Below are 24477 nucleotides of genomic sequence, written 5' to 3'. Positions count from 1 at the left end.
GGTCGGTGTTGCCGTCGAAGCTCAGCAGGCCGTTGACCAGCAGCGACAGGTTGCCGAAGCCGCCAGCCTGCACCTGGTCGATGCCCAGCCGGCCCTTGCCATAGGCCAGCGCCGCATCGGCGTAGCCCGGCTTGAGCGTCGCGGGCAGACCGCTGGGCTGCTGCGTCTGCGACAGCACCAGTTCACGCGGCTGCCGGACCTCGTTGTCGACGGTGTAGAACTTCGAGAACACCGGCGTTTCGAGCGCCACCGCCAGCGTGCCGCCTGCGGCGTTGGCGCCGCCCGCGTGGGCGCGCAGCGTGCCGTCGAGGTAGAGGCTGTGCGCCGACTTGAGCACGATGCTGCCGCCGTCGCTGGCGACATCGAGCGCCTGCCAGTGGCCATCGGCGGGCACATCGATCGTCGTGCTGCTGCCCGAGGCATCGAGCACCGCGCCGGGCCGGATCACCAGCGCCAGGTCGGGCGCCTTGGCCGCGCCCTTGGTTTCCCAGTCGAGCGCGCCGCCGATGGAGATGGTGCCGCCCTTGCGCACCGTGCCGTAGCGCCGGCCGCTGGCATCGACGCCGGTCTGCGCGCGCGCCGCCACGTCGAGTACCGCGCCTTCGCCGATCCACACCGAGCGGTTGTGCGCCTGCAGCGACGTGCTGTTCGGCGTCGTGAATTCGGGCGCCTCGATGTCGATGGCGATGCTGCCGCCCCAGGCATTGAGCCGGCCGTCCACCACGAAGCTGCTCTTGCCGCCGCCGAGCAGGCGGATCGAGCGGCCCGGATCGACCGTCACCACCGAGCCCGCACCGATGACGACGTCGCCGCCTTCGATGACGCGGCGCTGCGCGCGCAGCACAAGATCGGCGCCCTGGCGCTGCACGACCTGGCGATTGGGCACGTCCTGCTGCAGCAGCGGCGGCGTCCAGAGTTGCAGGCCGACGCCGCCTTCGTTGCCCGCCGCCGTGTCGGGTTCGATGCGGTAGACCGGCATCGCCACGTCGAGCTGCGCGCCCGGCGCCACCGTCAGCCCCTTGTGGCCATTGAGGTCGTAGCTTGAAAAGCCCGACTGCAGGCGCGATGCGTCGAGCACCAGCATCGAGGCATCGGACATCGCAGGGTCCAGCCCGACCACCAGTGCATTGCCCGTTTCGATCTTCAGCGTGCCGCCGCCGTTCACGCCGTGGCCGCGGATCTCGCCGCCCAGCGACAGCAGGCCCTTGGCGTCGGTTGCGGTGGCGGCCGAGTCCGCCACCAGCGTCACGCTGCCGCCCTTGCCGCCCTTCTGCTTGCCCTTGGCCAGCAGCGCCGCGCCGGAAGACACGTCGATCAGGCTGCCCGTCTCGATCATCACGTCGTGCGCCGATTCGATGCGCACCGTGCCGCCGTCGATGGCCGCGAGCACGGCCGTGTCTTCGGGCGACGTGCCCACGTCGACGCGGCGCCCGCGCAGGTCGAGCGTGGCGCCGTCACGCAGCGTGACCGACGACGCGTTCTTCTTTGCCAGCGCGCGCGGCGGGGCACCGTCCACGGGCGACACGAAGATGTTGCCGGCCTCCAGCTTGCCGCCGCGCGCCGTGATGTTGGCGCCGATGTCGATGAACGCGCCGAGCAGGTTCACCTGGCCGCCGTCGGCGAGCGTCAGGGCCTTCTCGACCTTGAGCGTGCCGAGCGTGCCGATGTCCAGCACCGACAGGTGCTGCGCATTCAGGTGCGCGCTGTCGAGCCACAGCGTGCCGATGCGGTCGGCGGCAAGCGCATCGCCCGCGGCCATCTGCTGCGTGATGCGCGCCACGTCGCCCAGGCGCACGTCGGTGTCGAACAGGTCGACGCGGCCCTGCGCCGCGTAGCGCCCCACCGCCAATGCGCCGCCGCGCGCCACCGCCGTCTGCACCTGGCGGTAGCCGTCGTCGATGGCATCGCGGGCGCGCGTTTGCCGCGCGCCGTTGAACACCTCGGCCACGATGTCGCCTTCGAGCACGGCCGTGGGCGCGCTCACCACCAGCCGGCCTGCGTCGCGACCGACCGTGTAGCCGTTTTCCAGCAGGCGCTGCGGCCCGATCAGCGGGTTGTAGAAATACTCGGTGTTCTTCTTGCCCCAGCGCGCGTGCTCGGCCTCGAAGCCCTTGTAGACGCCATCGAACAGCATGTCCGACGGCGCCTTGCCCAGGCTGTACAGCCGCCCGTCGCTGCCCTTGAGCCAGGTCTGGTTGATGAAGCCCGTCTGCACGTTCAGCGAGCCGCCCGACAGGTTGACGCTGGAGCCCGCCTGCGTGACCACCTCCGCGCCGCCCAGCACCACGGTGCCGCCCTGCGCAGCCCATTCGCCGATGCCGTGGCCCTGGTTGCCCAGGTAGCCGCCAACTTCGAGCAGGCCGCCCGCCGCATACCAGCGCTCGCCTTCGTAGCCGCCCACGCCGGGCGCCACGCGCACGAGGTTGCGCCGGTCGATCCACACGTCGTTGTTGAAGAGCTTGCCGCTCTCGCGGTTCTGCGGCGAATCGCGCAGCTCGTTGCCCTGCACGTTGACCTTGACGTTGTTCGACTCCATCGCCACGTTCACGCCCACCGCACCGGACACGTCGAGCTGCGCCTTGTCGGCCACGAAGCTGCGGCGCGCGGCACTGGCCGCGATCTGCCCGCCGGTGGCGAGCGTGAGCGATTCGCCCTCGAAGTGGATGTCGCCGCCCGAAACGATCTCGATGCGCGACTGGTCGCGGCGGTCCGACAGCTTCGAGAGGTTGTCGAACAAGCCCGGCGGCGCGAGCGCGCGCAGTGCGTCTTGCGCGGCCGAGTCTTTCAAAAGCGCATCGCGCTGGCTGTCGAGTGCGCTGGCCTTGCCGTCGTCCTCGATCAGCACGGCCGTGACCGCGCCCTTGCCCACCGCCACGCTGCCGAGCTTGTCGGCGGCCGAGTTCAACAGGTGCACCGTGCCGCGCGCGCTGACCGTGGTGCTGGCCACAGCCACGCCGTCTTGCCGCACCTCGCGGCCCGCCAGCGTGATGTCGCCCTCGCGCGCCATGACCAGGCCGGTGTTGCTCACCTTGCCCGCCGTGCTGCCGGGCTCGAACTGCGGCGCCACCTCGTTGCCGCGCGTGGTCGAGAAGGTGTTGCTCTCGGTGCCCACGCCCTTGCGGATCACGAAGCTGTCGCCCGCCACCATCTGCGTCTGGCCCTTGCGGGTGGAGATTTCGCCCGCGTTCGACACCTCCTTGCCGAGCAGCAGCACATAGCCGCCGCCCTGCGTGACGGAGCCGGGCTCTTTGGTCGCGATGCGCGCGCCGGCCTGCACCTCGACCTTGCCCAGGTCTTCCTTCAGCGTGGTGAAGCTTGGCGCGACACCGTTGGAATAGATACCGCCGGTGGTGAACTGCGAGTCCTTGATGTTTGCCGCGGCCGCCACCAGGTTGCGCGTGTCGACCTGGCTGCTGCCGCTGAACACCACGCCGTTGCGGTTGGCGATGAGCACCGTGCCGTCGCCCTTGATCTGCCCCTGGATCTGTGATGGGCGCGCGGCCGGATCGTTGACGCGGTTGAGCACCGCCCAGTCGGCCTGCTGCTTGAAATCGACCGTGGTGTTGCGCCCGACGTTGAAGGTCTCCCAGTTCAGGATGGCCTTGTCGCCGGTCTGCTGGACCGTCACCGTGGTGCGGCCCGCGGCCGTGTTGGAAGTCGGTGCGTTCGCGTTGTGCCAGCCGGCCGTAAGGCTGTTCGTGTCGACCTTCAGGCCGCCTTCGGCCAGGCCGTCGGGCACGCCGGTGCCGCCGTTCTGCGCGGCCAGCCGCGCCGCGGCCTGTGCCGCCTGCTGCGCGGCAATCGCCTGCGCCGCAAGGTTCAGGTTGCCGATGGAGCGCTGCAGTTGCTCGTTGGCCTTCTGCTGCTGCGCCAGCGGGTTCGTCAGCACCGACGCCGGCGTGCCGTTCGGCAGGTAGCCCGTGGCCGCAGCCGTGCCCTGCGCCACATTCTTCTGCGCCATCCATGCCGCGCTGAATGCGCGCTGCGCTTGTGCGTTGCCCGCCAGCCCCGCCATGGCCAGTGCGATGGCGGCCGCGTGCGCGACCGGTGCACGGCGGAATGTCTGTTTGCTCATTTCATACCCCAGAGGAAAACCCGTTCGCGTGATTGCGTGGCACGGCGGTGTGGCACCGCGCTCTGGTTAAGAGACCGGGCTCGCCGGATGCGACCGACACGGCGGGGGCAAAAGACAGGAAAAATTTGCGGGGGTCTGCGGGCGGCCGGTTTTTTCACACCGGTGTCATGGTGTGCGGGCAAAGAAGCCGCGCGACTAACCCAGCAGCACGATGCCGGCCGGCAGCGTCGTCACCTTCGCGCCATAGCTGGCGCCGATCAGGCTCTCGATGCGGGCCAGCTGTTCGAGCCGCAGGCGCGCCTGCACCTTGCGCCGCCCCAGCTCGGCATTGGTCACGATCAGCTTGCCGGGCCGGTAGCGGTTGATCTCGTCGACCACGTCCGCGAGCGGCGTGTCGTTGAACACCAGCACGCGCTCGCGCCATGCGTTGACGGTCGACAGGTCGGGTGCACGCGCCACTTCGGCACCGTGCCTGCCGTAGCTGATCTGCTCGGCCTCGCGCGCGACCAGCACGCGCGTGCCGTAGTTCAGCTCGACCGAACCGGCCATGCAGGTCACGCACACCTCGGGGCCGGTGGCGCGCACGTTGAAGCGGCTCGCGGCGGCAGCCACGAGCCGGCCGCCGCCGACCGTCATCGTGAACGGCGCGGCGCGCGACGCATCGAGCAGCACCTGCGCCTCGCCGCTCAACAGGTCGAGCGTGGCCGCGTCCCCGTCGGCGCCGTGCGACAGGTTGAAGCTGGTCTGCGTGTTCATCTCGACGACCACCGCATCGTTCAGCACGACCTGGCGCTGCTCGCCGGTGCCGGTGCTGTAGTCGGCCGTCATGTCGGACAGCGCGGGCCACAACCGGCCCGGCGGACGCACCACGACGAAAGCGGCCGCGCCCGCCGCCAGCGCGGCGCCGAGGATGTAGCGGCGATTCGGATGGCGCGCACGCGCGATGACGCTCGCGCGCGGCGGCTGGGCCACGCGCATGCGCTGCGCCACGGCTTCGGCGGCGGGCCGCGCCACGTCCCACACGCGCGTCATCTCGGCCATCACCTGCGCGTGCAGCGGGCTCTGGGCGCACCAGCGCTTGAAGTCCTGCGCGTCCACGGTCGTGGCCCGGCCCGAGGTGAGGCGCACGAGCCAGTCTTGCGCCTGCGCCTGCAGCGCGGCGCGGTCGTCGTGGGGGGTGTTCACGGCCAGCATCTCTTTTATGACTGTTTTCCGGCCCCGGGACCGAACCGCTGGATCACATCGCGCCCCAATCGCCCGGCGCAATGCACCAGCGCGGCCTTCACTTCGCGCTCGACGATCCGCACCGACACGCCGTGGCGCACTGCGATGTCCTTGTGCGGCGTCTCGTCCACGCGCGAGGCCAGAAAGATCTCGCGGCGGCGGCGCGGCAGCTCTTCGAGCGCGCGTTCCAGGGCCTGCACTTCGCTGCGCGCTTCCGACAGCCGTGCCGGGTCCTGGTTCTCGTCGGCGAAATGCAGCAGCTCTTCGACTTCCACGAAATCGAGCAGTCGCCCATTCGAGATGCGCCGGTCTTCCGCCACGTTCGACGCGATGCGCAGCAGGTAGGCCATCGGGCTCTGCACCGGGCCGGGGTCGCTCATGCGGTTCACGCGCAGCCAGGTCTCGTGCAGCACGTCGTCGGCCACGTCGTCGGAGCCGAAGCGGCGGCGCAGCCTGTTCCTGAAATCGAGGTAGCGGCTCGTGAGCAGGCTGCGCAGAAAGCCGGGGGTGTCCTGTTCCACGGTGGACTCAGGACGCTTCGGCGTTCGCGGGGGCCATGCCCGCGCACACGTCGGTGCTGCTGCCGGTGCGGGGCAGCAGCAGGATCGTCAGGGGTTCGTCCGGCGTGCCGTCTTTCAACGGGCTGAGCACCAGCGTGTTCATCGCCGCCTCAAGGGCCGCATCGCGCTGCGCAACGCCGGTGGAGCCCAGCACCCGCGAGCGCCGCACGTGGCCGGCCGGGCCGACCCACAACTGCACCAGCGCGCGATAGCTGCCGGGCTGCACGCGCGGCCAGCGGCACAGCGTGCGCTCCAGCGCCTGTTGCACGACGCGCGCGTTGCCGTCGTCGCCGGCGGATTCGTCGGACGGCGACGGGGTCGCATGCATCGGCACGGGCGTCTCGGTCTCGACCAGCGTGAAGGTGGTGTCGTCGGCATAGCGCGCGGCCAGCCGCGTGCCGGCCAGCATCTGCTGCAGGGCCTCGCGCGGCGAGAGTTCTCCGCGCACGGGCATCGATTCGATTCCGGCCGCGAGCTGCCCGTCGAAGAACACCGATTGCCCCGTCGCCTGCGCGAACGCCTGCAGCGCCGAAGCCAGCGGCTGCGCGGGAATGTCGAGGCTCACGCGCCTGGCCGGCGCTTGCGGCCGGGCGGGTGAATCGGCAACGGCGGCGGGGGATGCACCCAAGGACAGGATTCCGAAAAACAAGGTCAAGACACTCACCCACCGCCGCGACCGAGCAATGCACCACATGCCTGGTCCTGTCACGAAATGGAATTTGCTGCGGGCCAGCGGGAACCGTGGCCGTACTACTTTTGGTCGAGCGGATGCTAGTGAGGATTTGTGACAAGTTGAATGCAATGCATACGGCCAGGTCCGCGAAATGCGCGTGATCGATCAGGTCGTGAGCACGACCTTGCCGATGTGTCCTGCACGTTCGAGGTACCGGTGGGCGTGCACCACGTCGTCGAGCGCGAAGCTGCGATCGATCTGTACCTGCAGCGTGCCGTCGGCCAGCCCCGCATCGATGAAAGCCAGCGCGCGGGCGAGTGCGTCTTCGTCGCGCGGCAAGCCCATCGATGCGGCCCCGGTGAACTCGAGCACCTTGTAGACATGGAAGTGCCAGCTCTTGCGAAACTGCGCAATCGCGGGGTACGCGAAGTCCGCTCCACCCGAGAGGCCGTACAGCACGTACCAGCCGCGATGGGCGACGACATCGCCCAGGCGCATCACGTCCGCGCCACCCACGCCGTCGTACACCAGCTCGACACCACGGCCACCGGTGAGCGCCAGCACGCGCTCGACCACGTCTTCGTCCTGCGTCACGACCACGTGCGACGCGCCGGCGTCGAGCAGCGCCTGCCGCTTGGCATCGGTGCGGGTGGTGGCGATGGCGACGATGCCCGCCGCACGCGCCATCTGCAGCGCCGCGATGCCGGTGCCCGACGAAGCACCCGTCACGAGCATCGTCTGTCCACGCTGCAGGCCGGCCATTTCGAACATGGGGAAGTAGCCCGTCAGGTAGGCCATGTAGGCGCCGGCGGCCTGCGCGGCCAAAAGCGTTGCGGGGTGGCGCACCACGTGCGTGGCCGGCAGGAGAATGCGGTCGCCGTAGGTCGGGTACTGCCCCTGCCCCGCGCCGGGCAGCACCGCGACGCGGTCGCCCACCGACAGGTGCCCGACACCCGCGCCGACCGCGTCGATGACGCCGGCCGCCTCGTTGCCCAGGCCGGCCGGCAAGGTGGCGTCTTCGATGTACATGTTCTCGCGCCAGAGCGCATCGGCCCGGTTCAGGCCGATCGCCTGCACCGCCACGCGCACTTCGCCCGCGCCGGGCGCGCTCGTCTCGACCTGCTCGACCCTCAGCACATCGGCGCCACCGAATCCGTGAAAGCGAACCATCCTGCTCATTTCGAAATCTCCTTTGAAAGACCGGCGGCGTGCGAGATTGCGTGCCCCAGTGCAGCCAATCTAGAGGCCGCAGCGGCATCAAGGAAATCGATTGATGGGATATTCGGCATGCACGACATCGATACCTTGCAAGAGCCCCGCATGAAACCGATCGAACTCGGCCGCATCGACCTGAACCTGCTCACGGTGCTGGCAGCGCTCATGCGCGAGCGGCACGTCAGCCGCGCCGCGCAGCGGCTGCACCTGGGCCAGCCGGCCGTGAGCCATGCGCTGGCGAGGTTGCGCGAGCTCACGGGCGATCCGCTACTGGTGCGCCAGGGCCGCACGATGGAGCCGACCGAACGCGCGCTGGCGCTGATGCAAGGGCTCGGCCCCGCGCTCGAACAGATCGAAGCCACCTTCCGCGCGCAGGCCGACTTCGAACCGGACCGCGCCGCCCCCGTGTTCCGCATCGGCCTGACCGACGACCTGCAGATCGCGATGCTGCCGAGGCTGCTGCGCGCCCTCAGTGCCGAAGTGCCACGCGCCAGGCTGGTCACGCTGACGGTCTGCTACCGCAATGCGCCGCGCTACCTCGACGAAGGACGCGTCAGCGCTGTCATGGCCTTCCTGAAAGACCTGCCGGCCGGCGCCAAGGTCCGCAAGGCGCGCACCGCGCGTTTCGCGGTGCTCCGCGCCGACACCGCGCCGGGCAAGCTGTCGCTCGACGATTACTGCCGTCGCCGCCACGTGCTCGTGACCTACGCCGGCGACCTGTGCGGCACCGTCGACGAAACGCTGGAGCAATTGGGGCGGCAGCGCGACGTGGCCTTCTCGGTGCCGCAGTTCGGCAGCCTGCCTGCGGTGCTGGCGGGCTCCGAGCTGCTGGCCACGGTGCCCGAGCACGTGGCGCAGGTGCTGTCGGCACAAGACGGCGGGCTTCGCCACGAGGCCTTGCCGTTCGAGAGCCCGAGCTACCAGATCCGGCTGGCCTGGCGCGCCGTGACCGACAAGGACGCGGCCGAGGTCTGGTTGCGCAAGGCAATGCTGCGGGCCTTCGACTGAGACGTGCGGCATTGCCTCGCCCCGACATCCGGTGCTTGACCCGGCCCCTGGGGCAGCCCCTACAAAGCGGGAGATCCATCGAAAGGAACATGCCATGCAGCACTCTCCCACCCGGTATCTGAATCCATCCGAAGCCGCGCGACGGCTCGGCGTGTCGGCCAAGGCCTTGCGCCTCTACGAGCAGCGCGGACTGGTGGAGCCCGACCGCAACGCGGCCGGCTGGCGGGCGTACGGCCCCACAGAAATGGCGCGGGCCGCCGAGATCGTCGCGCTGCGTGCGCTCGGCTTCAGCCTTGCGCAAGTGGAGCGGGTGCTGGGCGGCAACGCGCAAGGGCTCGAACAAGCGCTGGCGGCCCATCAGGCGGCGCTGGAGTCGCAACTGCATCAGCTCGCGCGCACGATCGACAAGGTCCGTGGCCTGCGCGGCGGCGTTGCGCAGGGCCAGGTTCCGACCGTGAGTGAACTGGCCGGCCTGCTCGCGCCCGCCGCGGAGATTCGCGTCGCCTTCGACCTGCCGTGGCCCTGGGGTGGCGAGCGCTTCGAGCTTCGCGACATCCGCCCGCTGAACTACATCATCGGCCCGCTCGGAAGCGGCAAGACGCGGCTGGCGCAGAGCCTTGCCGCCGAATTGCCCAACGCCGTGTTGCTGGGACTGGACAGGCTTGCGGACGACGGCGCGGCGGCAAGGTCGCGGATCGATGATGACCCCGTGCTGAAGTCGCGCGTCGAGCAAAGCATGGCGTGGCTCGTGGAAGACGGCGCGGCGCCGTCGGATGCGCTGCTCACGCTGCTCGCTGGGCTCGAAGCACAGGGGCCGGACGCGCTCGTCGTGGACATGATCGAACAGGGACTCGACCAGCCCACGCAGGAAGCGCTGATCGCGCGGCTGCGGCAGCGCGGTGCCGATGCGCGGCCGATCTTCATGCTCACCCGCTCCAGCGCCATCCTCGACCTGGCAGCGGTCGGCCCGAACGAAGCCATCATCCTCTGCCCCGCCAACCACAGCCCGCCGACGCTCGTTGCCCCGTACCTCGGTGCGCCGGGCTACGAAGCCGTTGCCACCTGCCTGGCATCGCCGGACGTGCGGGCCCGCACGGCAGGGGTCGTGGCGTGGCGGCCAGAACCGGTCGCCGCGCCTTGACGCGATCGATGCGCCCTTCCCGTTAACGGCTCGCCGTTTCATCTCGGCCGCTCCCGCTTCAGAAAATCTGGAAAGCCCTGATGCCCGCCGCAACCGTCGCACCCTAGGATGGGCGCACCTTTTTTCATCGAGACACCGGAACACCGCATGCCAAGCACCGAGACACACTTCGAGTTGACCGCCAACGACGGCCACACGGTGGAAGCCCACCGCTGGCAAGGCCCGACGCAGCGGGCCATCGTGCAGTTGGCGCACGGCATGGGCGAACATTCGCTGCGCTACCGGCCCTTGGCGGACGCGCTGACGCAGGCCGGCTACGTGGTCTATGCGAACGAACATCGCGGCCATGGCAAGGGCGCCGCGGCACGCAACGAGCTGGGCGAGTTCGGCCCGCGCGGATTCGCCGGACTCGTCGACGACATGGCGCTGCTGAGCCGCCACGTTCGCGGCGTGCACCCCGGGCTGCCGCTGATCCTCGTGGGGCACAGCATGGGCTCGTTCGCCACGCAGTACTACCTGGTCAAGCACAGCGCGCTGTTGTCGGGCGCGGTGCTGTCCGGCACCTCGGCGCTCGACCTGCTGGGTGCCGCGTTGCAGAGCGGCTTCCGGCTCGAAGACATGAACGCCGCGCTGCCCGACGTGCGCACGCCCTTCGACTGGCTCAGCCGTGACCCGGCCCAGGTCGATGCCTACGTTGCCGACCCGCTGTGCGGCTTCACCGTCTCGGCCGAAGGGCTCGGCTCGATGTTCGCGAACCTCGCCGACCTCACGCCCGCCGCGATGCAGGCGCACATCCGGCCCGAGCTGCCGCTGTACCTGTTCGTGGGCGACCAAGACCCGGTCAGCAACAAGGCCGAATGGTTCTACCCGCTGGTACAGCGCTACCGCGAGGCAGGGCTGCGCGATGTGTCATGCCACGTCTTCGGCGGCGCGCGCCACGAAACACTGAACGAGACCAACCGCGAGGAAGTCACGGCCGTGCTGCTGGCGTGGATCGCACGGGTGGTGGGCCACAAGGGCTGACCGCTGCGAAGGGGGCTTTCAGGCCTTGGCGTGCAGCAGGCCCCCGATCGATACGCCGTTGGCATTGACGCGAACCCTCTCCGACTTTCCCGCGTCCGAGGGGCTGTCGGCTTCACCAAGCTGGGCCATCGCGCCTTGCTGGGCACCGGACATGCGCAAGGCATTCAGCTGCGCCTGCAGCATCGCGATCTGATTCGCCATGGCTTCCAGCTGCTGCTGGAGCGAGCGGCGCAGCTCGCCCTCGGGCGTCGAGATCAGAAGGCTCTGCTTTTCCCGCATCTGCTCCTGGATGCCCGTGATCTGACGCTGGATCTTCGCGATCTCCGCATTGACATTGCTACCGCTCCCCGCGCCGCTCGCGGCACTGATTCCTGTCAGCATCCTGTGTCCTTTGTCTTGCTGTAAAGAAAGGGTTATCGGCATCGGCGGGAAAAAATGAAGGGGGCGTGCATCGCGCTCTTTCACGCGGGCGGCAAGGCGGCGCTGTCCGCGATACTCGTTCAAACAGTCGACCACCGGTCGACGCGCATCGCCGACACCTTCACTCCCCCAATGAACCGTCTTCTCCTGCTCCCGCTGGCCTCTCTCCTGCCCGGCCTCGCCCTCGCCGCCTCGCTGTCCGGAACGCTCACCGCAGGCGGCGGCATCGATGACCTGAGCGTCACCGTCCGTTCCGCCAGCGGCCAGAAGATCGACGTGTATTGCGACCAGCAATGCGGCGACTGGTTCGACGAAGACAAGGCCTCGGAAGGCTATCGCCTCAAGAAGAAGCTCGTGGGCAAGCAGGTGCTTCTCGACTATCGCAAGGAACCGAACCGCGACAGGATCGCCGGTCCGGGCGCGAATGACCTGCTGAACTTCGTCAAGAAGATCGAGCTGCTGAAGTAAGTCGATGGCGCCCGCGTGCAGCCTTGGCAGACGGCCGAAGGCGCACGGATTCGACAGCTTGCCGCGGCCCTGTCCATGTAGAACATTTGTGCGATACGCGTGCTCGCAACGGCTTCCTAGAATCGCGCCGCCGGCTTCCAGCCCCGGTCAAAAAAGCGTTTCAAATGCCGTCGATTCCACACACTCGCGCCCTCCTTTCTTCCCTTGCCGCGCGAGCCGCGGCCCACCGCGCCGCCACTGGCGCACTGCTCTTCATTCTGGCTTCCTGCGGTGGCGGTGGAGGCTCCGGCGGTGGTGGCTTCTTTCCTCTGGTTCCGCCCGCGCCGGTTGCTCCGGTTGAGCCTGTCGCGCCGCCTCCACCGCCACCGCCGCCCCAGACCATCGGCGGCACGGTCAGCGGCCTGATGGGCACCGGCCTCATGCTGCAGAACAACGCGGGCGATGACCTGGCCATCGCGGCCAACGGCAACTTCAGCTTTGCCACGCAGATCGCCGAAGGCGCGGGCTACACCGTCACGGTCAAGACGCAGCCCAGGCTTGCGACCATCGTGTGCACCGTCACCGGCAACGGCAGCGGCAAGGTGGCCGGAGCGGCCGTGAGCAACGTCGCCGTGCGCTGTGCACCGCCTGCGGCCCGCTTTGCCTACGTGGCGAATTTCGACTCGAAGGACGTGTCGGGCTACACCCTCGATGCCGGCACGGGCGCCCTTCGCCCAATGGCCGTGCCAAGGTTTCCCGTGGGAGTGGAACCTATCAGCATCGCCGTGGACCCCTCGGGCCGCTTTGCCTACGTGGCCAATCCCAACGACAGCTCCGTCTCGGGCTACCTCATCGACGCCGGCACCGGCGCACTCACGCCGATGGCCGTGCCGAAGGTCGTGGCTGTCGCCGGCAGTGCGCCCTACAGCATCGCCGTACACCCCACGGGCCGGTTCGCCTACGTGTCGGACATCAATGCCAAGACGGTGTCGGCCTACACCATCGATGCCAGCACCGGTGCCTTCAGCCCTGCCGGCGTGCCGCTGGCCGCCGCGGGCAACGGCACGCCCTTCGTCACGGTCGATCCCACGGGCCGGTTTGCCTATGCGACGAACATCGGCTCGGACACCGTGTCGGCCTACAACATCAATGCCGACACGGGCGTGCTTACCCGGATGGCCGTGCCCACGATTGCCACGGGGCCCAGCCCCTATGGCATCACCGTGGACCCCACGGGCCGGTTCGCCTACGTGGCGAACGCCGGAGCCGACTACCTGTCGGCCTACGCCATCGACGCCAGCTCCGGCGCCCTGAGCCCGCTGGCCACGCCGACGATCACATCCGGGTTGACGCCCTTCTCCATCGGCATAGACCCCACGGGCCGCTTTGCCTATGCTGCGAACATCGACTCCGACAGTGTGTCGGCCTACAACATCAACCCCAGCACCGGCGTGCTGAGTGCGATGAGCGTGCCGTCGATCACCGTGGTGGGGTCCCAACCGACCTCCGTCAAGGTCGACCCCACGGGCCGCTTTGCGTACGTGGTGAACTCCGCTGCCGGCAACCTGTCGGCTTACAACGTCGATGCCGGCACGGGCGCGTTCAGCCCGATGAGCGTGCCGACAGTCGGCACGGGAACGAACCCGCAGATCATCGTGTTCTCGAGGTAGTCAGAAGGCAGCGCGTTGCACAGGGCGCGCGGCCGCTTACCCCAGAGTCCATCTCATCGGTATGAAGGCGATGCCTCGCGTTTCGACGCGAGGCCCTGTCGCGCGAAAACCGACGTGCTCGTAGAAAGGCAGCGCGAACGGCGTGGAGTTGACCGTCATCGCATCTGAAATCTGCGCCTGTTCGTGCAGCGACTTCGCGTGAAGCCAGAGCGCTCTGGCGAGTCCTCTGCGCTGGAATGGTTCGGCGACGAATAGGTGAAAGAGATGCGTCCTGTCGCGAACGGCCACCACGCCGGCCAGCTGCGCGCCGACCATGCCGACGCAGTACTCCATTTGGTCCGAATCGATGTGACGCTCGATGCCCGAGGGCTGCAGGGAGAGCAGAAACTCTTCAGCACCCGCACCATCCGGCCGCAAGGTGAAATGGTGTGCGAGCGAAAGAATCAGCGCGCTGATGGCGGGTACGTCGTCCTTTGTTGCCTTGCGGATGTGCATCGGCGGCATGTCATGGGGTCGGGCAGTCATCGCATCGACTGTATCCAACCGACGCGACAATGCCCTCATGACGCTCGACCTGTTCGACGACCCGCCCCGTGAAGCGCGCGAACCCCTCGGCCCCGGCGCCTTCGTGCTGCCCGGCTTCGCCCTGCCCTTCGTCAATGACTTGCTCCCCGCCATCGGCGCCTTGCAGGAAAGCGCGCCCTTCCGCCATCTTGTGACGCCCGGCGGCTTCACCATGTCCGTGGCGCTGACCAACTGCGGCGCGCTCGGCTGGACCAGCGACCGGCGCGGCTACCGCTACAGCCCCACGGACCCCGACACGGGCCGGCCCTGGCCATCGATGCCCGATGCGTTCGCGCGACTGGCCCGCGAGGCGGCGGCAGCGGCCGGTTTCGAGGGCTTCGCGCCCGACGCCTGCCTGGTCAACCGCTATGCACCGGGCGCGCGCCTCTCGCTGCACCAGGACAAGGACGAGCGCGATTACGGCGCGCCCATCGTCTCGGTGTCGCTCGGCATGCCAGCGGTCTTTCTTTTCGGCGGCCTTGCGCGCAGCGACAAGGCCGTGCGCGTGCCGCTGCGGCATGGCGACGTCGTGGTGTGGGGTGGCGAAGACCGGCTGCGCTACCACGGCGTGCTGCCGCTGAAAGACGAACCGCATCCGGTGCTGGGGCCCATCCGCATCAATCTCACGTTTCGCAAGGCAGGCTGACGCGCATGCAAGAGCAGCAGAAGAAAAAAGAAGACGACCCGCGCAACGCGATGTTCGAGCTCTATGCCGCGCTGTGGCACTTCGCGGCCGGTGCGCGCGGGCAGTTGCTGGGGGCGACGGCGCTGCTCGCCTCGTCGCAGCTCATTCGCCTGACCTTGCCTTATCTCGCGGGGCAGGCCATCAATGCGCTGCAACGCAGCGAACTGGGCACGGCCGGGCGTTGGATCGGCACGCTGGCCGCGGTGTATGTGGGCGCGTGGGTGCTGCACGGGCCGGGCCGCATCCTCGAGCGCAATGTCGGGATGAAGGTGCGCGAGACATTGGCCGACGAGCTTTATGCGCGCATCGCCGCCGCACCGCTGGCCTGGCACGACAGTCACCATTCGGGCGAGCTGCAACATCGCGTGCACCAGGCCAGCCGCGCGCTCGCGGACTTTGCGCAGAACCAGTTCATCTGGCTCACCAACGCGGTCAATTTCGTCGGGCCGCTGGTGGCGCTGGCGTTGCTGTCGCGCACCAGCGGCGCGACGGCGCTGGCGGGCTATGTGCTGATCGGCCTCGTCATCGTGCGCATCGACCGCGCGCTGATGAAGCTGGCGCGCGCCGAGAACGACGCCGACCGGCGCTATGTGGCCGCGCTGCTCGACTTCCTGGGCAATGCCTCGACGGTGATCGGCCTGCGCCTGCAGGGTGCCTCGCGCCTGCTGCTGCGCCGGCGCATGGCGGCGATTTCTCTGCCGCTCAAGCGCACGGTGGTGCTGAACGAGGGCAAGTGGTTCGCGGTCGACCTGATGGGCCTGGCGCTGACCTGGGGGCTGGTTGTCATCTATGTGTGGCAGGCGCGCACGCCGGGGCAGGCGGTGATGCTGGGTGCCGTCTTCATGATCTACCAGTACGCGCAGCAGGCGGCCGGCGTGGTGACCTCGGTGGCGGCCAACTTCCAGTTCTTCGCGCGCATGCACACCGACTACAGCAGCGCGGCGCCGATCTGGCAGGCACCGTCGGGCGAGGCCATTTCCGCCACGCCCGAGCAGGTGCCGATGCGCGAGCGGATCGATGCCGATGCGGCGTGGACGAGTCTTGGCGTTCAGTCGCTGCAATGGAACTACGCGCCGCGTGGCGCGCAGCCCGATGGCTCGGCCGCGCCCGCGCGCAGCGGCCTGCACGACGTGTCGCTCAGCCTGCGCCGTGGCGAGCGCGTCGCGCTGGTGGGTGCCAGCGGCGGCGGCAAGAGCACGCTGCTGCGCGTGCTGGCCGGCCTCTATGCGCCGCAGGGCGGCACGCTGTCGCTCGATGGTCAGCCGGTCGATTGGCCACAGCTGCGCCGGCTCGCCACGCTGATCCCGCAAGAGACCGAGCTCTTCGAGGCCAGCGTGCGCGAGAACCTCGCCTTCGGCCAGCCCGCCAGCGACGAGGCGCTGCTCACGGCCCTGCACACCAGCACCTTCGACGAAGTGCTGAAGGCCACGCATGGCGATCTCGACACGGCGGTGTCGGAGCGCGGCTTCAACCTGTCGGGCGGGCAGCGCCAGCGCCTGTGCCTCGCGCGCGGCGTGCTGGCCGCGCAAGGCAGCTCGCTGCTGCTGCTCGACGAACCGACCAGCGCGCTCGACGCCGCCACCGAAGCCCGCGTGCTGGCGCGCATCGCCCATGCGTTTCCGGGCGCCTGCGTGATCGCGTCGATCCATCGCCTGAGCCTGCTCGAACGTTTCGACACGGTGATCGTGATGGAGGCCGGCCACGTGCTCGATGCGGGCCCGCGCGATGCGGTGCTGGCGCGCCAGCCACTGCTGCAGCGCATGGTGGCGCCAGCCGCGACAAGCGGAACCTGAGCCGCCACGCCATGCTCCAACGCCGCCTGAACCCGCCGAACCCGGCCTACAGACACGCGGCGCGCCCGCCCTACCATTCCGGACAGCTACACACCGACCCATGACACACAAGGCAACGCGCACAAAGATGGCCACCGTCCGCAAACCGGCAATGCATTGGGCCCTGCTGGGCATTGGCGCAGCGATGGCGCTGGCCGGCTGCACCGCCACCAGCGAGGCCCAACGGCAGGCCACCAATAGCAAGCCACCGCCCACCGATTGCACCGCCTGGGTCGGCACCGACCGCAACGCGATGATGGGCGGCTACCTGCTGCCGCAAGGCCCCAAGGGCAGCGGCGCCAAGGTGTGCGTGCCTGTGATGATGACGGCCAACCCCACGCCCTCGGACTACGCCGGTGGCGACTATCACATCAGCGAGTTCACCGACGACAAGCTCAAGGCCCGCTGGCGCGCCTGCAAGGAAGACCCGGCCTGCTTCAAGCGCATCGACGCGCAGATGCAGCGCTGGCTGCCGCCGAACAAGGAGCGCGCCACGCGCTCGACCGGCGTGGTCGATCCGTCCGGCAAGATCGACCCCGAAGGCCAGGTCGACCTGCGGCAGATCCGGCGCCCGGCGTTCTTCGCGAAGGCGCCCTACCGCGAAAGCATCGCCGAGGCCGATGGCCGGACCTACATCGTCGAGTTCGGCGCGCCGCGCGACGCCTTCGAGCGCATCGACCTGAAGATGACCGACCCGATCAAGCTGCGCGGCTGGTACATCGAAGGCGCGGGCGTGGACGACGGCAAGGGCAAGAAGGTGCGCGCGCTGGCGATCATGGCGCCGGGCGGCGGTGGGCAGCTCACGGCGATCCAGCATCCGGACGAGGCCTCCTACCGCATCGACGAAAAGACGGGCAAGACCATTCCCATCAGCTTTCCCAACGCCACCACCGAGACCATGGGCCAGCGCTGGTGGCGCGAGAACCTGTATGCGCTGAACCAAGCGGGCTACGACGTGCTGGCCTACGACCGGCGCGGCGAGGGCCTGTCGGGCGGCTTCAGCGACACCAACACGCTGGAGCAAGGCGAAGACGTGTTCCGCGCGCTGACGGCGCTGGAAGACGGGCGCGGCCTGCGCATCCTCACGCCCTCGGGCGAACTGCTCGAAGGGGCGGCCACCAAGGGGCGCCTGCTGGCGGGCATGAAGTCGACCGAGATCCCGCTGGTGCTCGGCGGCTACTCGCGCGGCTCGATGTCGACCGCATGGGCCATGACCAGGAACTACGTGGCCGAGTGCAGCTTCGACATGCCCGAGCCCAACTGCACGCCGCCCAAGGGCCTGAAGAACATCCGGGGCGCCATCCTGCTGTCGTCTTTTGCGAGCGGCGCGGGCTACGTGGGCGACTCGCCCGACCTGGCCGACCGCAACCTCTTCCTGGGCGGCATGGCGGCGGACCATCACATCGTCTTCTATCCCAACTCGGCCACGCTCGCGGGCATGGACCGCTGGCCCACCGCCTTCTTCGGCAAGGGCCTGTGGGACCGCGCCGAATCGCTCGAAGGCACGGTGGCGGCCTACAACCGCATCCGCGGCGTGAAAGAGATCGTGCTGGCGCGCGGGCCGCATTCGATCGAGACCTGGCCCGAGTCCGACCGCACCTACCTGCGCGAACGCATGGTGGCGTATGCCAAGGCGGTGATCGTCGGCAAGGGCACGCTGCCGGGCGCGCGGCCGTGGAAAGACTTCAAGTCGCTGGTGGCGACCACGCCCGATTCGTGGGAGCCCTCGTCGCGGCCGAAGGCCGAATCGCCCGGCCGCTGAGGCCGGGCGGCAATCCGGTCAGAATCGCGGAACCGGCCTCCCCTGCGGCCCACCAAGGACACGCCCCATGTTTCCCCACGACATTCTCTTCGCCTACATCGCCGCCTGCCTGGTGGTCGTGATCGCACCCGGCCCCGACAACATCCTGGCGATCAGCCGGGGGCTGAGCCAGGGCAAGGCGGCGGCCACGCTGTCGTCCATCGGCGCGGGGCTGGGGATCATGTGCCACACGGTGGCTGCGGCGCTGGGCCTGTCGCTGGTGATCCAGGCATCGCCCGTGGCGTTCTGGGCCGTCAAGGCGGTGGGTGGGCTCTACTTGCTGTGGCTGGGCTACAAGGCGCTGGCCTCGCGCAACCTGATCTCGTTCGAGCCCAGCGCGCACCAGTCGCTGCGCAAGGTGTTCCTGACGGGATGGCTGTCGAACGTGCTGAACCCGAAGCCGGGCCTGTTCGTGCTGGCGTTCCTGCCCCAGTTCGTCAGCGCGAGCCGCGGTCCGGTGGCGGTGCAGATGCTGGTCTACGGCGCGATCTTCGCCGTGCTCACGGCGCTGATCTTCACGGTGCTCGGAAGCTTCGCCTTCAAGCTGTCGGCATGGATGCGGCGGCATCCGCGCGTGGGCACCGGGCTGAACCTGGGCGCGGGCCTGACCTTCATCGCGGCAGGGCTGTCGGTGCTGGCGCTCAAGCAGCGCACCTGAGTCGCACTGGGTCGCGCGCCGCGCCTGCGGCGGGTTGAAAACACCCGGCGAGCCGCCATTTCAGCAGGAGATCTGGCGACTGAAAGAGGTGCTTCATGGGCGCACGCGACGAATTCCTTCTCGACTCCTACTCGGCCACCGTCACGCAGGTGGCGCACACCGCCAGCGCGGCGGTGGCACACATCAAGGTCCGCAAACAGGCGCAGCGCGGCAACGCGGGCGGCCAGGGCAGCGGCTCGGGCTTTCTCTTCACGCCCGATGGCTTTTCGCTCACCAACGCGCACGTGGTCGAAGGCGCGAGCGAACTGCGCGCCGCGTTTGCCGACGGCACCGAAAGCGCCGCGCGCCTCGTGGGCATGGACGCATCGACCGACATCGCGGTGCTGCGCATCGAGTCGAACCCCGGCGCCTTCCTGCCGCTCGGAAGCTCGGCGGCCCTGCAACCCGGCCAGATCGCGGTGGCGGTCGGCAATCCGCTGGGCTTCGATTTCACCGTGACCGCCGGCATCGTGAGCGCGCTGGGTCGCAGCCTGCCATCGCGCGGCGGCCGGATGATCGAAGACGTGATCCAGACCGACGTGGCGCTGAACCCCGGCAACTCGGGCGGCCCGCTGCTGGACAGCGCGGCGCAGGTCATCGGCGTGAACACGGCCGTGATTCCTTCGGCGCAGGGTTTGAGCTTTGCAGTGGCCATCGACACCGCGCGCTGGGTGGCGGGCGAGCTGATGCGCCATGGCACCGTGCGCCGCGGCAAGCTGGGCGTGCAATGCGCGGCCGTCGCGCTGCCCAGGCGCTGGGTGCGCGAGAACGAGTGGCCCGTGGCGACCGGCCTGCGCGTGGTCGAGGTGGTGGCCGGCTCGGCTGCAGCGCGCGACGGGTTGCGCAGCGGCGACATCCTGATCGGTTGCGATGGCACGCCGCTCGCTCAACTGTCCGACCTGCTCAAGCGGCTGGCGGGCGAAGGCTATGGGCGGCCGCTGCTGCTCAAGCTGCTGCGGCCCGTGGCCGGGACGCTGACGCCCTTCTACCTGACGGTGACACCGGGCGGTTGAGCCTTGACTTAGCCCGGCTTGGGCCACATCGAGGCTGGCCTGGCAGCGCTCAACCGTCGCTGCGCCAACTGCCGGAATCGGGGCACAGCGTGGCCTGCGCACCATCGAGCCGGACTTGCTCTTCATCCAGCTGCGATGACGTCGAAGGATCGACATCGAAGACGACCTGAAGCGCGCGCGCGACGTGGACATCCTCGATAGGCAGCTCCCAGGTCAGAAACAGCAAGCTGCAATCCTCATCGGACGCAAAGTCAGCCGCATCGAAGCCGCTGCTGCCACGTCGGATGACGGCATGCGGCTGGCCGGTATCGAACATCACGGCCGTGCCCCGCGTCAGCGGCATGCGCAGGCCGGCCGACGGGAAATGCAGATCCAGCTCCTTGTCTTCGCTCAGGAAGAGATTGCAGAACGCCGCACCGCCGTACTGCGCGCCATCGTGGTGGTACTTGGCGCCACGGCAGGCCATGAGCGCCACGTCGCAAGAGCCGAGCAGTTCGGGCAACCCTTGCGAACCCATCCAATCCGACATCGCCTGCACACACTGCCTGTAGTCTGGCCAGCGCACGCGTGCTCGGGCCAACGACAGCGCCTCGACATCCCCAGGCGCCAGGGCGAGATGCGTGGCGATCTCTCTTTCGCAATCCGCCACGAGGCGCATGGGGAGCGCCGGCACATCGAGCGTGCCCGACAGCACGACATCGCTCACGCTTCGGCTGCGGATCGACTCGCCGCTCCAGAAGTAGGAGGTCAGGCGGTCTCGCGCACGATGCGATGGCGGGGGGCGGTTCATCCGCCGCAGTGTAGTCAGGCCGTGGCGGGAGCCGCCTGCAGGTAGGGCGTGATGTTGCGCATGGCACGCGCGACGTACTCGTCCTTCTCGCCCACGGGCGCCACGTAGTGCATGGCGCTTCTGGCCTCGTCGACACCCACCAGGCGCGCGATGACCCAGGCCGCCAGGTATTGCGATGCCAGGCAGCCGCCCGCAGTCGCCACGTTGCCCCTGGCCATGAAAGGCTGGTTCAGCACCGCGACGCCGGCGGCTTCGACCCAGGGCTTGGTCGTCAGGTCCGTGCAGGCCGGAACATCGGCGAGCAGCCCCAGCTTGGCCAGGACCAGCGTGCCCGAGCACTGCGCACCCAGCAGTTGCCGCGAAGGGTCGAGCTGCAGTTGCGCCATCAAGGCCGGGTCGGCGACGACCTCGCGCGTCAGCATGCCGCTGCCGACGATCACCGCATCGGCCGCGTTCGCGTCGCGCAGCGATGCCTGTGCTTCGAGCACCACGCCATTCATGGAACGCACGCGCGCCGTCGGGCTCGCGATCGACACCCGCCAGCCCGGCTGCTTGATGCGATTGAGGATGCCGAGCGCGATGAGCGAATCAAGCTCGTTGAAGCCTTCGAAGGTGAGGATGGCGATGTGCATGGTGTCGGTTTCTCCGTGCCGGAGGGAATGAAATGGATCGGCGATGAAATGGGCGATGGGAGATCGTAGACACTGCAATCAATACAATCAAAATATTGTCATGGATACATTGATGGCGCGATGGCCCTAGCCCGATACAAGCAGTTGGTCGATGCACTCGCGGCGCAGATTCGCGATGGCAGGCTGTCACCCGGAACGCGCCTGCCCACGCTGCGCAAGCTCGCCGCCCGCGAGGGCCTGGCCCTCGTCACCGCCAGCCGCGTCTATGCGGAGCTTCAGGCCATGGGCCTCGTCAGCGGCGAGATCGGCCGCGGCACCTTCGTCAGGGAGACCCTTCTTCCCCGTGACCAGGGCATCGACCAGCATGCCGCGGCGGCGGGCGTGGTCGACCTGAACTTCAATTACCCCGCGCTGCCCGGTCAGGCCGAACTGCTGCGCGCGGGCTTGCGCCGGCTTGCCGCCGCTGGCGACCTCGAAGCCCTGCTGCGCTACCAGCCCCACGGAGGACGTCCGCACGAACGGGCCACCATGGCCCGCCACCTCGCGCAGCGGGGAGTTCATGTGGGCGCCGGGCAAGTCATGATCGTGAGCGGTGCCCAACACGGGTTGGCAACGACCGTCATGGCGCTGCTGCAGCCCGGCGACGTGGTCGCGACCGACGTGCTGACCTACCCGGGCTTCAAGGTGCTGGCGCAGGCGCATCGCCTCGAACTGGCACCGATACCCACGGCCGGGCACGGCCCTGACCTCGACGCACTCGAGCGCCTGTGCAAGAGCCGCCGCGTGCGGGCCATCTACGCCATGCCAACGCTGCACAACCCGCTCGGTTGGGTCATGAGCGCCAGCCGGCGACGCCAGCTCGTGGCCATCGCACGACGGCACGGGCTGCTCATCATCGAAGACGCGGCCTACGCTTTTCTTGCGGAAGACCCGCCTGCGCCCTTGGCAGCGCTGGCACCCGAGTCGACGGTCTACGTCTCGGGGCTTTCCAAGAGCATCGCGACCGGCCTGCGCGTCGGCTTTGTCGCCGCCCCGCCCGCATGGGTGCCCCAACTGGAGCGGGCCATACGCGCCACCACCTGGAACACGCCCGGCGTGATGACCGCGCTTGCATGCGGCTGGCTCGACGACGGCACCGTCACGCGCCTCGAATCGGAGAAACGCCAGGATGCAACGGCCCGGCAGGCGATTGCCGCCGAAGTCCTCGCCGGACTGCGGTGTGTTCGCCATCCGGCGTCTTACTTCGTCTGGCTACCCCTGGTGGAAGAAGTTCGCGCCGACCAGGTGGCGGCGGCGCTCATGCGCGACGGCATCTCGGTGTCGACGGCCGAGCCCTTTGCGACGTCTGTGCATGTGCCGCACGCGATTCGCCTGGCGTTGGGATCGGTGCCGCTGGACATGCTTGGGGATGCGTTGGGGAAGGTCAGGCTTACGATTGATGGGTATGCGGGGTGATGCGGCGTTGAGGCCGGTTAGCGTTCTGGCGGTGGAGAGCGCTGTGGCGAGGCTGGCATGCCGATGGAGGGGTTGTGGCATCCTTCGGCGCGGCCGACTCTGGCCAAGGGTGGGCATTGAAACAAGTCGGACATGAGCAATCGTCTACATCGTGCTGCGGATGAACTGAAGGATCTTTCGCCTTCGCCTCAGAAGGACGAGGCGCTTGGTGCACTCAACGACGTCCGCGATTCCAGGGAGCACGTGAACACGCCCGTCGAGCAGTTGAAAACGACATCGGTAGCCCCGTCTCCTTCGCCGCGCAAGCAACGTCGCTTTGGCGTACTTCCCTGGCTCACTGGCTTGCTGGCAGTCGCTGCCCTGGCGACAGGGATCGATGCGATATGGACCTCTGAATATTGCTCACGAGGCCGCAGCTCGGTCAGCTGTACGCATGGACTGAAAGCGCAGCTGGAAGGCTTCGCCACGGTTGCAGTCGGCTTGCTCTTCGCGATGATTCCAGTGCGCCCTTCCATCTGGAAATGGCTCGCGGTTTCTTCTCTTGCTGTTCTTGCCTACGGCCTCTTGATCGCGTCGATTCTCAGCTAGGCGTGTTGTCTGAGGTTTTTTTTGGTTCGAGTGAATGTCGCGGAGAGGCACGAAGTGGAGGTTGTCGCTCGAACAAAGCAGTCCCTCAATGACTGCAATGGACAGGGGCGCTACATCTCACCCCAAAACCCCCGTTTAAAGGGTTCGAAGTTCAAGGCGTCCAGCCGCGATACGTCCAGTTGTTGCATCAGCGCGCAGTACGCATCGATGACTCTCTCCTGCGTGTCCTCCTCCACAGGGCCAAACGGGATGCGGTTCTTTGAGCCCAACCCGTAGACGAAATCGATCTGCCCTCCCCAACAATCGTAGGTCAGGTAGAGCCATGCATCGCTCCTGCTCAGGCCGAGTCCTTTAGCCGTGGCAGACACCTCTTCTGCGCTTGGTGATCTGCCCAGGAATTCAGGTAGACGGACACCCGTTCCCGTGAAGGGCTTTGAAATCTCTCGCCAGGCAGCCCCTTCTGGAAGAGACCCCGGACACTCGATGCGTTGTGCGACAAAGAATCCAGCAAATCGGTAAGTCATAAATTGTTCCCGGCTCCCATCTCGCCGTAATCTAGATGAGGGGGCCCTATCGAGCGGATGTAAGAGCTCGCCTGCGACAGATCTCGATGACGGCGAGTGACGGAATCCACCAGGTCAGTAGATAGCAACCAAGCGCCCAAAGCGTCGACCTGTTCTGCGTGGATGTAAACCACCCAACGGTCATACGCCAGAGTCGCCATCCTGGCCATAGCAGAGCCTCTCCAGCAAAGCCGATACCAGCGGTGACCAGGCCGAAAGCCAAAGCAACAACGGCAATGGCTGCAACAAACGCCAGTGTGAGTGATTTCAGCATTGGGTCAATGTCCGGTTTCTCGATGCCTCGGTGCGTCAGCGACTGCGCGAAGCCATTGCTATGAGCGTGAAGTCCCTAGGAACGTAAGCAGTCGAACAGCGCATGCTCGACGCGCTCGACAACCAAT

General features: G+C 68.1%; 21 protein-coding genes. 12 read left to right on the top strand and 9 right to left on the bottom strand.

Going from position 1 to position 24477, the window contains the following annotated elements:
* Positions 1-4270: 4270 nt before the first annotated feature.
* The 4 genes from BLQ28_RS04870 to BLQ28_RS04855 form a co-directional block, all read right to left on the bottom strand.
* Complete coding sequence (locus BLQ28_RS04870) at positions 4271-5260, bottom strand: FecR family protein (RefSeq protein WP_218121898.1); 990 nt, start codon at positions 5258-5260, stop codon at positions 4271-4273.
* Between the two features lie 14 nt (positions 5261-5274).
* Positions 5275-5820, bottom strand: a complete 546-nt coding sequence (locus BLQ28_RS04865) for an RNA polymerase sigma factor (RefSeq protein ID WP_093237394.1) — start codon at positions 5818-5820, stop codon at positions 5275-5277.
* Positions 5821-5827: 7 nt separating this feature from the next.
* A complete protein-coding gene (locus tag BLQ28_RS04860) occupies positions 5828-6487 on the bottom strand; it encodes a secretin and TonB N-terminal domain-containing protein (RefSeq protein WP_143012420.1) in 660 nt (219 codons plus the stop codon).
* Positions 6488-6697: 210 nt separating this feature from the next.
* Entirely contained in the window at positions 6698-7711 is a 1014-nt protein-coding gene (locus tag BLQ28_RS04855; RefSeq protein WP_093237392.1) for a zinc-dependent alcohol dehydrogenase family protein, read from the bottom strand.
* Positions 7712-7852: 141 nt separating this feature from the next.
* On the opposite strand from BLQ28_RS04855, the gene BLQ28_RS04850 reads away from it, so the two are divergent.
* From BLQ28_RS04850 to BLQ28_RS04840, 3 genes are all read left to right on the top strand, one after another.
* A complete protein-coding gene (locus BLQ28_RS04850; RefSeq protein WP_093237725.1) occupies positions 7853-8755 on the top strand; it encodes a LysR family transcriptional regulator in 903 nt (300 codons plus the stop codon).
* A 94-nt stretch (positions 8756-8849) separates the two neighbouring features.
* Positions 8850-9896 (top strand): MerR family transcriptional regulator, encoded by a 1047-nt coding sequence (locus BLQ28_RS04845; RefSeq protein WP_093237391.1) that lies wholly within the window; start codon positions 8850-8852, stop codon positions 9894-9896.
* A gap of 147 nt (positions 9897-10043) precedes the next feature.
* The gene (locus tag BLQ28_RS04840; protein WP_093237724.1) at positions 10044-10919 is read left to right on the top strand and encodes an alpha/beta fold hydrolase; all 876 of its coding nucleotides are present in this window, start codon (positions 10044-10046) and stop codon (positions 10917-10919) included.
* 18 nt (positions 10920-10937) lie between these two features.
* Here BLQ28_RS04840 and BLQ28_RS04835 read toward each other — a convergent pair whose 3' ends face one another.
* Entirely contained in the window at positions 10938-11300 is a 363-nt protein-coding gene (locus tag BLQ28_RS04835) for a FlxA-like family protein (protein WP_176801010.1), read from the bottom strand.
* A gap of 54 nt (positions 11301-11354) precedes the next feature.
* On the opposite strand from BLQ28_RS04835, the gene BLQ28_RS04830 reads away from it, so the two are divergent.
* Together BLQ28_RS04830 and BLQ28_RS04825 are read left to right on the top strand one after the other, a co-directional pair.
* Positions 11355-11807: a hypothetical protein gene (locus BLQ28_RS04830; RefSeq protein ID WP_093237389.1), complete on the top strand. Its 453-nt coding sequence runs from the start codon at positions 11355-11357 to the stop codon at positions 11805-11807.
* 164 nt (positions 11808-11971) lie between these two features.
* Entirely contained in the window at positions 11972-13456 is a 1485-nt protein-coding gene (locus BLQ28_RS04825) for a lactonase family protein (protein ID WP_093237388.1), read from the top strand.
* Positions 13457-13492: 36 nt separating this feature from the next.
* Here BLQ28_RS04825 and BLQ28_RS04820 read toward each other — a convergent pair whose 3' ends face one another.
* Positions 13493-13951, bottom strand: coding sequence for a GNAT family N-acetyltransferase (locus tag BLQ28_RS04820; protein WP_093237722.1), 459 nt, complete (start codon positions 13949-13951; stop codon positions 13493-13495).
* 67 nt (positions 13952-14018) lie between these two features.
* On the opposite strand from BLQ28_RS04820, the gene alkB reads away from it, so the two are divergent.
* The 5 genes from alkB (at position 14019) to BLQ28_RS04795 (ending at position 20048) form a co-directional block, all read left to right on the top strand.
* Positions 14019-14666, top strand: a complete 648-nt coding sequence (alkB, locus tag BLQ28_RS04815) for a DNA oxidative demethylase AlkB (protein ID WP_093237387.1) — start codon at positions 14019-14021, stop codon at positions 14664-14666.
* A gap of 5 nt (positions 14667-14671) precedes the next feature.
* Positions 14672-16498 carry an ABC transporter ATP-binding protein gene (locus tag BLQ28_RS04810; RefSeq protein WP_093237386.1) on the top strand — a complete coding sequence of 609 codons (1827 nt, stop codon included), beginning with the start codon at positions 14672-14674 and terminating at the stop codon, positions 16496-16498.
* Between the two features lie 127 nt (positions 16499-16625).
* Positions 16626-18299, top strand: coding sequence for an alpha/beta fold hydrolase (locus BLQ28_RS04805; protein ID WP_093237385.1), 1674 nt, complete (start codon positions 16626-16628; stop codon positions 18297-18299).
* 67 nt (positions 18300-18366) lie between these two features.
* Positions 18367-18996, top strand: coding sequence for a LysE family translocator (locus tag BLQ28_RS04800; RefSeq protein ID WP_093237384.1), 630 nt, complete (start codon positions 18367-18369; stop codon positions 18994-18996).
* A gap of 95 nt (positions 18997-19091) precedes the next feature.
* Complete coding sequence (locus BLQ28_RS04795; protein WP_093237383.1) at positions 19092-20048, top strand: S1C family serine protease; 957 nt, start codon at positions 19092-19094, stop codon at positions 20046-20048.
* Between the two features lie 49 nt (positions 20049-20097).
* Here the strand turns inward: BLQ28_RS04795 and BLQ28_RS04790 are convergent, their stop codons facing one another.
* Complete coding sequence (locus BLQ28_RS04790) at positions 20098-20838, bottom strand: hypothetical protein (RefSeq protein WP_093237382.1); 741 nt, start codon at positions 20836-20838, stop codon at positions 20098-20100.
* A gap of 14 nt (positions 20839-20852) precedes the next feature.
* A complete protein-coding gene (locus tag BLQ28_RS04785; protein WP_093237381.1) occupies positions 20853-21470 on the bottom strand; it encodes a DJ-1/PfpI family protein in 618 nt (205 codons plus the stop codon).
* 120 nt (positions 21471-21590) lie between these two features.
* Here BLQ28_RS04785 and BLQ28_RS04780 point away from each other — a divergent pair, with 120 nt between their 5' ends.
* On the top strand, positions 21591-22925 hold the full coding sequence (locus tag BLQ28_RS04780; RefSeq protein ID WP_093237380.1) for an aminotransferase-like domain-containing protein: 1335 nt from the start codon (positions 21591-21593) through the stop codon (positions 22923-22925).
* A gap of 132 nt (positions 22926-23057) precedes the next feature.
* Positions 23058-23513, top strand: a complete 456-nt coding sequence (locus BLQ28_RS32480; protein WP_143012417.1) for a hypothetical protein — start codon at positions 23058-23060, stop codon at positions 23511-23513.
* Positions 23514-23623: 110 nt separating this feature from the next.
* Here BLQ28_RS32480 and BLQ28_RS32475 read toward each other — a convergent pair whose 3' ends face one another.
* Complete coding sequence (locus BLQ28_RS32475; RefSeq protein WP_143012416.1) at positions 23624-24037, bottom strand: hypothetical protein; 414 nt, start codon at positions 24035-24037, stop codon at positions 23624-23626.
* Positions 24038-24477: the final 440 nt, after the last annotated feature.

It is taken from the genome of Variovorax sp. EL159 (genome assembly GCF_900100965.1).
Lineage (GTDB): Bacteria > Pseudomonadota > Gammaproteobacteria > Burkholderiales > Burkholderiaceae_C > Variovorax.
Note: the sequence above shows the minus strand (reverse complement) of the source record. Positions and strands in the feature narration are given on the sequence as shown.

What these genes read in the sequence shown, in the direction of transcription:
- BLQ28_RS04855 (WP_093237392.1), bottom strand. Translation starts at nt 7,711, where the DNA reads ATGAGCAGGATGGTTCGCTTTCACGGATTCGGTGGCGCCGATGTGCTG.
- BLQ28_RS04850 (WP_093237725.1), top strand. Translation starts at nt 7,853, where the DNA reads ATGAAACCGATCGAACTCGGCCGCATCGACCTGAACCTGCTCACGGTG.
- BLQ28_RS04845 (WP_093237391.1), top strand. Translation starts at nt 8,850, where the DNA reads ATGCAGCACTCTCCCACCCGGTATCTGAATCCATCCGAAGCCGCGCGA.
- BLQ28_RS04840 (WP_093237724.1), top strand. Translation starts at nt 10,044, where the DNA reads ATGCCAAGCACCGAGACACACTTCGAGTTGACCGCCAACGACGGCCAC.
- BLQ28_RS04835 (WP_176801010.1), bottom strand. Translation starts at nt 11,300, where the DNA reads ATGCTGACAGGAATCAGTGCCGCGAGCGGCGCGGGGAGCGGTAGCAAT.
- BLQ28_RS04830 (WP_093237389.1), top strand. Translation starts at nt 11,355, where the DNA reads ATGAAGGGGGCGTGCATCGCGCTCTTTCACGCGGGCGGCAAGGCGGCG.
- BLQ28_RS04825 (WP_093237388.1), top strand. Translation starts at nt 11,972, where the DNA reads ATGCCGTCGATTCCACACACTCGCGCCCTCCTTTCTTCCCTTGCCGCG.
- BLQ28_RS04820 (WP_093237722.1), bottom strand. Translation starts at nt 13,951, where the DNA reads ATGCACATCCGCAAGGCAACAAAGGACGACGTACCCGCCATCAGCGCG.
- alkB (WP_093237387.1), top strand. Translation starts at nt 14,019, where the DNA reads ATGACGCTCGACCTGTTCGACGACCCGCCCCGTGAAGCGCGCGAACCC.
- BLQ28_RS04810 (WP_093237386.1), top strand. Translation starts at nt 14,672, where the DNA reads ATGCAAGAGCAGCAGAAGAAAAAAGAAGACGACCCGCGCAACGCGATG.
- BLQ28_RS04805 (WP_093237385.1), top strand. Translation starts at nt 16,626, where the DNA reads ATGGCCACCGTCCGCAAACCGGCAATGCATTGGGCCCTGCTGGGCATT.
- BLQ28_RS04800 (WP_093237384.1), top strand. Translation starts at nt 18,367, where the DNA reads ATGTTTCCCCACGACATTCTCTTCGCCTACATCGCCGCCTGCCTGGTG.
- BLQ28_RS04795 (WP_093237383.1), top strand. Translation starts at nt 19,092, where the DNA reads ATGGGCGCACGCGACGAATTCCTTCTCGACTCCTACTCGGCCACCGTC.
- BLQ28_RS04790 (WP_093237382.1), bottom strand. Translation starts at nt 20,838, where the DNA reads ATGAACCGCCCCCCGCCATCGCATCGTGCGCGAGACCGCCTGACCTCC.
- BLQ28_RS04785 (WP_093237381.1), bottom strand. Translation starts at nt 21,470, where the DNA reads ATGCACATCGCCATCCTCACCTTCGAAGGCTTCAACGAGCTTGATTCG.
- BLQ28_RS04780 (WP_093237380.1), top strand. Translation starts at nt 21,591, where the DNA reads ATGGCCCTAGCCCGATACAAGCAGTTGGTCGATGCACTCGCGGCGCAG.
- BLQ28_RS32480 (WP_143012417.1), top strand. Translation starts at nt 23,058, where the DNA reads ATGAGCAATCGTCTACATCGTGCTGCGGATGAACTGAAGGATCTTTCG.
- BLQ28_RS32475 (WP_143012416.1), bottom strand. Translation starts at nt 24,037, where the DNA reads ATGACTTACCGATTTGCTGGATTCTTTGTCGCACAACGCATCGAGTGT.